Genomic DNA, 10886 nt, shown 5'->3' with positions numbered 1-10886 from the left:
TGAGGCGCCGCGCGCGGCCGTGGCGAGGCGGGGGAGACGGCCGCGGTGGGGAGTGTGCGGTGGGGAACCTCGGACTTCAGACGAGGACGCTCTTGCGGGCCATGCGGCCCGAGAGCTGAATGCGGTCGACCGTGCCGGTGCGCGGATCGCGCACGAAACGGCCACCGGGGATCCGGCGCCCGGAGGACGGGTCCACCAGGTCGCAGGTCAGGTCCTCGTGACAGACCAGTGGCGCGGGGACGTCACCGTCCACGGACAGGGCGAGGGTGCCGCTGTCGCTCATCGTCACCTGGTACTCGACATCGCCGTTGAGATAGATCCCGGTGCACTGCGCGGTCGCGGCCATGGGGGTGGCCGGACGCGAGGGGGACGGTGTCCCGGGGACGGGGATGCCGGTGATCTCCTCCAGCTCGGCGCTCAGTTCGTGCCACATGTCGGCGCCGCTGCCTGCGTTGCTGGTGAAGGCGACCACGGTGCCGGTGTGCGGATCGGCCCGCAGATAGCAGGACGTACCCTGGGCGTTCCCGTCGTGCCCGAACCAGGTCGTCTCTCCCTGCTGGAAGAGAGCGAAGCCCAGCCCCCAGCCATCGGCGAGGACACCGGGGTCGGCACCGGGCACCGGCCGCCGCATCTCCTCCGCCAGCTCAGGCGGCAGCAGCCCGCCCGGTCCGTCAGATGTGTGGGCCAGGGCCAGCGTCACCAGGTCGGGCGCGCTCGCCATCAGGGCACCGGCCGCGGCCTCCGCCGGGGCGAGGTTCTGCCGCACCGGCCGGGTCCGGCCCGACGCCTTGTTGGCCGAGTGGCCGCGCGCCGCCTGCCGCTCGGGCGTACCGGGCGCGCCGATGAACGACGGCACGGTGCCCAGCGGGTCCAGCAGGATGGACCGTACGGCGTCCTGCCAGCTCATCCCGGTGACCGTCTCGATCAGCCGGCCCGCCGCGACATAGCCCGCGTTGGAGTACGAGAAGTCGGTCCCCGGCTCCATCACCAGCGTGCCGTCGGTGCAGTGGGCCTGGAGGTAGCGCGCGGTGGTCAGCGCGGCGACATGGTCGGAGTCGGGCCCGGAGGCGAGCCCGGCGGTGTGGCTGAGCACCTGCCGTACGGTGCACGGCGGCCCGGCCCGCCGCAGCTCCGGCACATGGTCGCCGAGCTGGTCGTCCAGCTCCACGTCGCCGTCCGCGACGAGGAGCATGACGACGGTGGCGGTGTAGCACTTGGTGAGGGAGCCGATGGGCACCGCCGTCCCGGCGGTGAACGGCTCCCCGGTTATGGAGTCCAGCACCCCGGTGTGCACGGCGCGGGTGGTTCCGCCGCTGTGCACGGCGAGTTGGGCTCCGGGCACCTGATGGGCCCGCGCCAGGGCGTGGAGGCGGTCCTTAAGGCCGTGGGGCGCTGTGGGCCGCCGCGTGTCTCCGGACGTATCCAAGGGCCGGTGTAACACTGTGCACTCCTTGCCGCGAATCATGGGGACGGAAGACGGATCGGGGCGGTCACGGCAGCCGACTCGTGGCCGTGACGTCCCGGGGGACGATCCGGAAGCTCTGCCAGTGCGTGGGCATCGGGTCCTGGTCCTCGTCCCGGGGCACGTGGTGGTAGTCGACGCTGACCCAGGCGACCGGGTCGGTGACCTTCTCACTGTTGGTGTACTTGTCCACCGAGGCGGCGCAGCCCTTCGCGGTGTTGCCGTAGGCCAGCCGCTCGCACGCCCGGTACTGCGAGAAGTACACGTCGTGGTGCGTGAACTTCTCGGTGTCGCCCGGGCCCCGGTACTGATCGCTGTCGCCGTTGTCGATCTCCCACGACATGGGGTGGCCGTCGTCGTTCTCGGCCGCCGGGTTCACCACCCGCCAGAAGCGGGCGGGCGCCAGGTCCGCCCCGGTCTCCTTGGACAGCTCGGTGCGCTTCATGGTGCGCTTGGCGGTGCCGCTGCCCTCGAAGTCGTACTGCTCGACGACGTTCTTCGACTGGCCGTTCACATCGAAGTCCAGCCGCCAGAAGATGTTGTGCGAGTGGTTCTCGCTGAACCGCTGGGAGCCCACCCCCGTCGGCCACCCGCTGGTCGCGTCGGAGAACGCGAACGGCGAGAGGGACCCGGTGGCGCCCGCGCGCGGGGTGATGGCACCGTCGTCGGAGAAGTGCCACTCCATGATGTAGTCGTACCAGCCGATCTCGGACACCGAGAACACGGTCAGATCGGTTCCGTGCCGCACGCTCTTCTCCACCGCGCTCTTGTACGCGAACGGCCGCGGCTGCTCCTGACTGCACATCACGGGCGTGTCCTGGTAGTTCCCGAGCTTGCCGGTGGGGCAGTCGTCCTTCGACAGCTTGGTGAGCGTGCCCTGTTCGAGGTCGCCGAGGCCGATGGACGACACGTCGTAGAAGCGCGGCTGGCCGCTGTCGTAGGGCACATGCACCTCGGCGATCGACGCGCTCTTCAGGACGCGGGTCGGGGCACCCCGGTTGGGGGTGTACGTCACATCGCTCAGCTCCATCCCCGTCTGGCGGTCGATGTTCCAGCACATCTGCCAGCGGGCGCCGTTCTTGAGCGTCTGGTCGACGCGGTTGGCCTTGGGACAGTCGGGAGCCGCCGCGGCCTTCCGGGGAGCGGCGGACGCGGGACCCGGCACCCACAGCGTCAGCAGACCCACCACGGCCAGGAGCACACGGGCACGCCGAAACGAACTGAACACGAACTGAGCTCCCCTCACAGGCCGATGACGGCGGTGCGCCCGGCCGAGAGATCGATGACGATCCTGCTGGTGTCGATCCACTTGCCGCCCGGAATGCGCACGAAGAGCTGGACGCACCGGTGGGCGCCGCACCGCGACACCTGCCCGGCGCCCTTCACGCCCTCGGCACGGGACCCGAGGAACGACATGCCCTGGACCAGCAGCTGGGAGGGCGAGGTCAGCCGCTTCTTCGTCTCCGCCCGGTAGGAGGCGCGCATCCCGTCACCGAGACGGCGGTCGGCCAGGATGACCTTCACCGCCTGCCGGACCTCGGCCAGCGTGGGCGGCGGCTGGACCTCCTGCCGGCGGGTCGAGCGGACGACCTTGCCGGAGCGCAGGTCGACGAGCCGGGTGATCAGGCTGTCGGAGGCGTAGTCGTACAGCTGGACCTCGGCCTCGCTGTCGGGCGCGGACGCGGCCTCCGACTTGGCGCGCGGCGGACGCCGGGTGTCCAGCACCTCGGCGCCCGCACCGCCCGCGGCGTTCTTCTCCCCGCCGTCGTTTTTCTTGCCCTGGGTGTCCTTCTTCCCGCCCTGCTGTCCGTCCTCGGCCCCGACGGCGATCCGGGACGCTTCCCGGGCCTCCTTCGACGTCAGCGGCCCGGTGTGCGAGGCGACGTTCGCCGCGGGCGCCGAGCGGTCGCCGGGCGCGGGTGATCCGGTCGTCTGCGACGCCACGATTCCCCCGCCGGTCAGCACCGCCGCCAGGCCCACGGCCGCGGACACGCGCCATCCACGCTTCCGGCGGCCCCTCGCGTCGGCCGTACCGTCCCCAGTGGCGTTGATTGTCATCACCCAGCCGTTCCCGTTGTCGGTCAAGTGAGCCCCGGACAGGGCTCCGTGACAGCACCCGGCAGGCATCAAGGGGGTGTGACCGCTGGGGCGAGGGCCTTCTCAGCCGTCTCATCCGAAGGAATCGAGACGCTTCCTCACGCTTCCTGCGCCCAGCGCGCGCATCCCCCCGGACTCTGCGCTGTCCACTGTCGGCTCACGTTTTCACCCCTCCGGGCGCCGTAACAGTCGCATTTGTAATGAAGGGGCCGTGAGAAACGCATGTGCCGCTGGGCAGCATTTCGCCGAGTACCACGGTTTCAGGGGTGGGACGCGCGAGATCCGGGGAATGCTGTGGAGGGCCGACGCGTCGCAAAGTATCGGTGTGCAAAGCCGGTTGGCGCGGTGTCTGCCATCATGCTCACATGAGTCATTCGATCACCATTCGATGTGACATCTGTGGCGCCACTTGTACATCCGACGCGACCGACACCGTGAGTGCGGCGCGAGCGGCGATGGTCCCGCTGAGCTGGGCCAGGAGCCTCCGTGATGGCCAGGTGATCGATGTGTGCTCCGCGTGCCGCGTACGGGAAAAGGGGCCGGGGACGCCCGACCGGGAGGCCGGTTGTTCATGCGAGGGCGGCGAACTCTTCGACGTACTGGGACACGACAGATTCGGGCATCGGCTGGCCAACACCTTGCTGCGCGCCGGTGTCGACAGTGTCGAACGATTGTCCAGTCTCTCCGCCCGGCAGTTACGCGATCTGGAGGGAATCGGAGCCGCGAGCGCGCGGCGCGCACTCAGCTGCCTCCGCTCCGAACCGGGCGGATAGCGACTCCCTCGAACATTTCATCGGAACTGGAGTTCGGGGAGTGAGAAATCGGCCAAATGATCGATCCGTGCCCATGCCCATGACCTGTACACCGACCACCGAGAGGTGAACGTGAACCCATTCCCCGCCCCCGCGTCCTCCACCACCCCCATGTACACCAGCCGGCGGCACCGCGCGCTGTGGGTCGTGGGCGTGGTGTTCACCGCCGGGCTGCTGGCGCCGCCGCTGTTCCTCGGCGCCGCCAGAAAGGGGATCGTGCGGCACACCGTCCCCGCCGTCTACGCGGCGGCCATCTACCCGGTCGCGCTGGGCAGGGAGTGGCTGCCCAACCCGGGCAACTGGATCTCATGGGCCCTCGCCGCGGCGGTGCTCACCGCGGCGACCCACGCCGCACTCCTGGCCACCGCCGACGAAGGAGCCGCCGCGTAGGCTGGCCGGATGCAGGAGCAGTACCGGACGGTCGCGCGCGAAGACGTGCACGAAGTCGAGATCAACAAGTCCCGCTTCCTCTGCACGCTCGCGCCCGCCGCGACCGAGCAGGAGGCCCAGGAGGTCATCCAGCGCGTCCGCAAGGAACACCCCACCGCCAACCACAACTGCTACGCCTACGTCATCGGCGCCGACGGCGACGTACAGAAGGCGAGCGACGACGGCGAGCCGGGCGGCACCGCGGGCGTACCGATGCTCCAGATGCTGGTCCGCCGGGAGATGCGGTACGTGGTGGCCGTGGTCACCCGCTACTTCGGGGGCGTGAAGCTCGGCGCGGGCGGGCTGATCCGCGCGTACGGCGGAGCGGTCGGCGAGGCGCTGGACGCGCTGGGCACCGTCACCCGCCGCCGCTTCCGGCTGGCGACGGTCACCGTCGACCACCAGCGGGCCGGGAAGCTGGAGAACGACCTGCGTGCCACGGGCCGGGTGGTGCGGGACGTCCGGTACGCGGAGGCGGTGACCATCGAGGTGGGGCTGCCCGAGGCGGACGTGGCGGCCTTCCGCGGCTGGCTCGCGGACGCCACCGCGGGGACGGCCGAACTGGAACTGGGCGGCGAGGCATACGCAGAGGCTCCCTAGGGGGTGCCTTGTCGGTCAGGCCGGATCAGCGAGCGGCGTCTGGTGCGGTAGCTCGCAACCTGCGTGAGGAGAGCGCAGCGGCGCTGCGCGCGACGAGCGCGGGGCCGCGAGGTGCCGTGCCAGGCGTCGCGAGCCCGGCATGATCGGCAAGGCACTCCCTGGGCCGCGACGCGAGGGTGCGGACTCGCCCCCGGGGCTGCCCGGGGCTCAGACCGGGGTCTGGGCGGTGGGTTCCGGGACGGGCTTGCGGCGCAGGTGCATTCTGGCCGGACGTCCCGGGCCACCAGCGGGCCGGGCCGGGGACCGCAGCCGGACCGCGGCGTCCAGCCCGCCGCCGGGTGCCGCGTTCAGCGTGGCCTCGCCGCCGCTGGCGTGGGCCAGCCGCTGGACCAGCGAGAGCCCGAGGCCGGTGCCGCCCTTGGGGGAGTCGGGGGCCCGCCAGAAGCGGTCGAAGGCACGGCGGCGCTGCTCCGCGGTCATGCCGGGGCCCTGGTCGATGACGTGCACCTCGACCCAGGTGGGGCGGCCGTCCCGGTGCAGATGGCGGCGGTCCGGCGCGGGGTGGCGGACGTCGAGGGTGACGGTGCTGCCCAGCGGCGAGGACCGCAGCGCGTTGGAGAGCAGGTTGTCCAGGATCTGTTCCACGGCGCCGGGCACCGCGAGGGCGTAGCCGACGGGGAGGCCGCGCAGGACGAGGTGGGCGTGGTGCTTCTGGAACAGCGGGGTCCAGGTGTGCAGCCGCTCCCGGCACAGCTCGTCCAGGTCGATCGGCTCCGGGGTCACGGCGCCCTCCTCCATCCGGGCCATCGCCAGCAGCCCTTCGACCATGCGGGCCAGCCGGTCCGTCTCGGTCGTCGCGGCGACGAGCTGGGGGCGGGCGTGCTCGGGGACGTCGGGTTCCACGTTGTCCAGGCGCAGCCGCAGCGCCGCGAGCGGCGTCTTGAGCTGGTGGGACGCCTCGGCCGCGAACGCGCGCTGGGCCTCCAGCAGATGGGCCAGCCGGGCCGCGGTCTGGTTGAAGGTGGCCGCCAGGCTGCGTACCTCGGGCGGTCCGGAGGTCGCCGGGGCGGGCGTGGGGGCCTTGCCGTCGGCCAGCCGGTGCGCGAAGCGCTCCAGCTCCACGATGGGACGGCTGGTCCAGCGGGCGAAGACCAGGGACACCGCGGCGGCCCCGGTGAGGATCGCCAGCCCGGCCAGGGCCAGCAGCAGCCACGCCCGGTGCACCTTGGAGTGCACCGCGTCGGTGGGGACGGTGAGCCGGACGGCACCCTGGAGCTGGTTTCCGTGCGAGACGGGCTGGGCGATCGAGAGATAGCTGACCCCGCCGATGGTGGAGGTCCGTACGTCGACCGCGTCACGGCCCCCCAGCGCCGCCGCGATCTCGGGCCGGGATGTGATGTCCCGCCCCTCCTCGGCGGCCAGCTGATGGGAGGTGGCGAGCACTCTGCCGTCGGCGGCCACGATGAGCACCTCGCCGCCGATGCGCTCGGCGCAGTGCTTGACCCGCGTCGGGAGTTCACGGTCCTGCCGGCCCGCCATGATGGACAGCGAGGCGTACGCGGACACCGACTCGGCCTCGTCCTCGGCCGCGGAGATGACCCGCTCCTTCTCGGACCGGCTGTAGATGTAGCCGAGCGGGATCTCGAAACACAGCAGAACCAGGACGGCGAGGCTCAGATAGCCGAGCAGCAGACGACGGGTCACGGCCGGGCGGCCTCCGGAACGCCGGTGTGCACGGCGAGCCGGAAGCCGACACCGCGCAGGGTCTGGATCCAGGCCGGGTCGCCGAGCTTGCGGCGCAGGGTGGCGATGTGCACGTCCAGGGTCTTGGTCGGCCCGTGGAAGTGCGGATCCCACACCCGGTCGAGGATCTGCTGACGCGAATACACGGCGCCGGGATCCTCGGTGAGCAGGGCCAGCAGCTCGAACTCCTTCGGGGTGAGGGCGACCGGGGTGCCACCGACCCAGACCTGCCGGGTCCTGCGGTCCACGATCAGCGGCTCCTGGCCCTCCAGCGTCTGGTGCTGGACGGGTGCCGGGGCCGGGGCGGGGGTGGGTTCCGGTTCGAAGACCGGTGGGGGAGGAGTGGCGGTGGGGGATGCCGCCGTGGGGACGGTGGGTGCGGTCTCGGTGCGCTGGGTGCGACGGGTGACGGCGCGGATGCGGGCGATCAGCTCCCGCATGCTGAATGGTTTCGCCAAATAGTCGTCCGCTCCCAGTTCCAGTCCGAGTACCCGGTCGGCCTCCTCACCGCGCGCGGTGAGCATGATGATGGGTACGTCGGAGACCTGCCGGATGCCGCGGCAGACGTCGATGCCGTCCATGTCCGGCAGTCCCAGGTCGAGCAGAACGATGTCCCCGTACGGCCCTTCCAGCCCGGCGGCACCCGTGCCGACATGACTGGCCGTCAGCCCGTATCGCCGTAACCCCTCCACGAGGGGCTCGGCGATCGTCTCGTCGTCCTCGATCAGCAGTGCTCGTACGGTCATGGGTCCTGTCTACAGCAGCGCCGGATCCGCGTCCCGGTTTTTGTAATGTTGCGAGTGCGGACCGGAATATTGGCGAAGAACTTGCAATGCTCTAGTGTTCGTTTAGTCCTCGCCTGACACATGCCTCCTTACGGTGAATGCCATCTGGTGACAATCACCCGTCAGGGAGGCACGATGCAGACTCTCCTCGAACACGCCCGCTCGTTCCGGAGTCGGGCAGATTTCGACAGCGGCGAATACCGGAAACTGGCCGAGGGGCAATCTCCACAGGCCCTCTTCATTACCTGCGCGGATTCCCGGGTGATTCCGGCGCTCATCACGGGGGCCCGGCCCGGTGAGATATTCGAGCTGCGCAACGCGGGAAACATCGTTCCGCCGCACGGTATGCACCTGGTCTCCGGCGAGGTCGCCACCATCGAATACGCGCTGGAGGTGCTGGGCGTCCAGGACGTCATCGTCTGCGGCCACTCGCACTGCGGCGCCATGGGGGCGCTGGCCTCCGGGGCGGATCTGTCCGGGATGCCCGGGGTCGGCGCCTGGCTCGACGTCGCCCGGCCCGGACTGACCCCGAGGCTCGGCTCCGCCGAAGAGGACCCGTGCCTGAAGGAATTGGCCCAGCTGAATGTCCGTAATCAGCTCGATGCGCTCAGGGAATACCCGGCCGCCCGGCGCCGATTGGAGAACGGTCAACTGCGGCTGCACGGCTGGTTCTACCAAGTCGACAGCGCCGAGTTGTGGGAACTCGAAGCGGACGGCGATTTCCGGGTGCACTCATGACGACAGGACGGCACGCACGAGGCCGGGCCCCCACGGAAGCGGCCGGGCCCCCGATATACGTCGAAGATTGGGCGGCCCAGAGTCCGGCCCCGTCCCATGGTCCGGCCCATGGTCCGGCCCACGGTCCGGCGTACGCCCCGGCCCACACGCCCGACGACAGAAGCGGGCCGGCTACGGAAACGTTCGACGCCGTGAAAGGGATGGTTAAGACACCCGGTGGCGGGGCCGGTGCTGGCCCCGCCACCGGGGCGGAACCCGGCACCCGCGCGGGCGCCGGTACGGAGGACGGGAGCGGAGGGCGCGACGCCAAGGGGCTCTTTCCCAAGGGCGGCAAGACCGCCGGGGTCAACCTCGGCACCGAGATCAGCGCCTCGCTCGTGGTCTTCCTGGTGGCCCTGCCCCTGTGCATCGGCGTCGCCGTCGCCTCGGGCGCCCCCGCCGAACTCGGCATCATCACCGGCGTGATCGGCGGCCTCGTCGTCGGCATGACCCCGGGCAGCACCCTCCAGGTGAGCGGGCCCGCCGCCGGACTCGCCGCGCTCGTCGCCGAGACGGTGGAGGCGCAGGGCATCGCCATGCTCGGCGTGATCGTGCTGGGCGCCGGAATCCTCCAGATCGCGCTGGGGCTGATCCGCCTCGGCCGGATGTTCCAGGCCACCTCCGTCGCCGTCGTCCAGGGCATGCTCGCCGGTATCGGCCTGCCGCTGATGGTCAGCCAGTCGTATCCGCTGGCCGACAACAAGGCCCCGGGCACGCCCATCGAGAACATGCTCGCCTTCCCCGGACTCGTCGCCGACACCCTGGCGAACCCGCAGGCGGCCATCGCCGCCGGGCTCGGCATCGCCACGGTCGTCCTCAGCTTCGTCTGGAAGAAGGTGCCGGGGCCCCTCAACAAGATCCCCGCCGCGCTGGTCGCCGTCGGCCTCGGCATCGGCATCGCCGCGCTCCCCGGCGTCGAGGTGAAGACGCTCCAGGTCGGCAATCTGCTGGCCGCCATCCAGGTCCCGGGCCCCGAGCAGTTCGCCGGGCTCGCCGACCCCGCGATCCTCACCGCCATCGTCACCTTCACCGTCATCGCCTCGGCGGAGAGCCTCTTCACGGCCGCCGCCGTCGACCGGATGCACGACGGCAAGCGCACCCAGTACAACAGCGAGCTGATCGCCCAGGGCGCCGGCAACACGATCTGCGGCATGCTCGGCTCGCTCCCCATGACCGCCGTCGTCGCGCGCAGCTCGGCCAACGTCCAGTCCGGCGCCAAGACCCGGCTCTCCCGCACCCTGCACGGCCTGTGGCTGCTCGCCTTCGCGCTGCTGCTGCCCAGCGTCCTCGCCCTGATCCCGATCTCGGTGCTGGCCGGTGTCCTCGTGCACAGCGGCTGGAAGCTGCTCGCCCCCGAGCAGTTCCCGAAGATGTGGCACCAGGACCGCGGCGAGTTCATCGTGATGACCCTCACCACGCTCGCCATCGTCGCCACCGCGCTGCTCGAAGGGGTGCTGATCGGGCTGGCGGCCGGAATCGTGCTGGCCGCGCTGCGGATGTCGCAGACCTCCGTCGAGCACACCATCGAGGGCGACACGGCCAAGGTCGTCATGAAGGGCAATGCCACCTTCCTGCGGCTGCCGAATCTCATCGACGCGCTCGAAGCCGTCGGCGGCTCCGGGAAGGAGCGGATCCGGCTCGATCTGATGGGCGTCACCCACCTGGATCACGCCTGCCGCAACCAGGTCGAGGAGTTCGTCGCACAGAAGCGGGCCACCCCGGGCGTACGGGTGGAACTGCTGATGCCGAACGAACGACACGCGCCGAAGGCGGCCAAGGAGCCCGCGCGGCAGCCGGAGGCGGCCGCGGCGACCGGCGCGTGGTCCGGCGATCCGTTCGGCGGGTCCCTGTCCGGCGGTACGGAACCGATGGCCGACCCTTCCGCCGGTCCCGGCCCCACGGCCGAGTGGTACTACCTCGACCCCCGCCCGCTGAACGGCCACCACGACGGCTACGGCGACGGCCACGGCGATGGCTACGGCACCGGCTACCCCGAGGGCGTCGACCTCTTCGACGACCACCGGTGGGGCGAGACACGCAGGTAACACAGGCACACACGGGTACAAAAGCGAGGTCCGTGCGGACCCGGGCACCGATCGCGGTTAACGTGGTCGGTGCTCGTAGCGCTGATCCGGTACGGGCGCGTTGCTGACCGAATGGGGCGGAGGAAGGACAAGCGTG

10 protein-coding genes are annotated in these 10886 nt (G+C 70.8%); 5 read left to right on the top strand and 5 right to left on the bottom strand.

What is annotated here, in order from left to right; all coding sequences use genetic code 11:
- Window positions 1-76 precede the first annotated feature (76 nt).
- From LCH29_RS33095 to LCH29_RS33085, 3 genes are read right to left on the bottom strand one after another with little or no spacing between them, the layout of a single operon-like run.
- A complete protein-coding gene (locus LCH29_RS33095; protein ID WP_446465381.1) occupies window positions 77-1441 on the bottom strand; it encodes a serine hydrolase domain-containing protein in 1365 nt (454 codons plus the stop codon).
- A gap of 49 nt (window positions 1442-1490) precedes the next feature.
- Entirely contained in the window at window positions 1491-2690 is a 1200-nt protein-coding gene (locus LCH29_RS33090; protein WP_446465380.1) for a copper amine oxidase, read from the bottom strand.
- Window positions 2691-2704: 14 nt separating this feature from the next.
- On the bottom strand, window positions 2705-3454 hold the full coding sequence (locus tag LCH29_RS33085) for a hypothetical protein (protein WP_446465379.1): 750 nt from the start codon (window positions 3452-3454) through the stop codon (window positions 2705-2707).
- Between the two features lie 470 nt (window positions 3455-3924).
- Between LCH29_RS33085 and LCH29_RS33080 the strand changes: the two genes are divergently transcribed.
- From LCH29_RS33080 to LCH29_RS33070, 3 genes are all read left to right on the top strand, one after another.
- Window positions 3925-4332 carry a helix-hairpin-helix domain-containing protein gene (locus LCH29_RS33080; protein WP_446465378.1) on the top strand — a complete coding sequence of 136 codons (408 nt, stop codon included), beginning with the start codon at window positions 3925-3927 and terminating at the stop codon, window positions 4330-4332.
- Window positions 4333-4443: 111 nt separating this feature from the next.
- Entirely contained in the window at window positions 4444-4761 is a 318-nt protein-coding gene (locus LCH29_RS33075) for a hypothetical protein (protein ID WP_446465377.1), read from the top strand.
- Between the two features lie 9 nt (window positions 4762-4770).
- Window positions 4771-5400 (top strand): YigZ family protein, encoded by a 630-nt coding sequence (locus tag LCH29_RS33070; RefSeq protein WP_446465376.1) that lies wholly within the window; start codon window positions 4771-4773, stop codon window positions 5398-5400.
- Between the two features lie 207 nt (window positions 5401-5607).
- Here the strand turns inward: LCH29_RS33070 and LCH29_RS33065 are convergent, their stop codons facing one another.
- Both LCH29_RS33065 and LCH29_RS33060 read right to left on the bottom strand, forming a co-directional pair.
- Window positions 5608-7104, bottom strand: coding sequence for an ATP-binding protein (locus LCH29_RS33065; RefSeq protein ID WP_446465375.1), 1497 nt, complete (start codon window positions 7102-7104; stop codon window positions 5608-5610).
- On the bottom strand, window positions 7101-7889 hold the full coding sequence (locus tag LCH29_RS33060) for a response regulator transcription factor (protein ID WP_123107414.1): 789 nt from the start codon (window positions 7887-7889) through the stop codon (window positions 7101-7103). The genes LCH29_RS33065 and LCH29_RS33060 overlap by 4 nt, the downstream gene beginning before the upstream one ends.
- A gap of 174 nt (window positions 7890-8063) precedes the next feature.
- On the opposite strand from LCH29_RS33060, the gene LCH29_RS33055 reads away from it, so the two are divergent.
- Window positions 8064-8666, top strand: coding sequence for a carbonic anhydrase (locus tag LCH29_RS33055; RefSeq protein WP_446465374.1), 603 nt, complete (start codon window positions 8064-8066; stop codon window positions 8664-8666).
- Window positions 8667-8866: 200 nt separating this feature from the next.
- Window positions 8867-10750, top strand: a complete 1884-nt coding sequence (locus LCH29_RS33050) for a SulP family inorganic anion transporter (RefSeq protein ID WP_446465373.1) — start codon at window positions 8867-8869, stop codon at window positions 10748-10750.
- Window positions 10751-10886 lie beyond the last annotated feature (136 nt).

It is taken from the genome of Streptomyces sp. BRA346, from assembly GCF_052851135.1.
The sequence above is the reverse complement of the archived record's forward strand: the minus strand, read 5'-3'. Positions and strand labels throughout refer to the sequence as shown.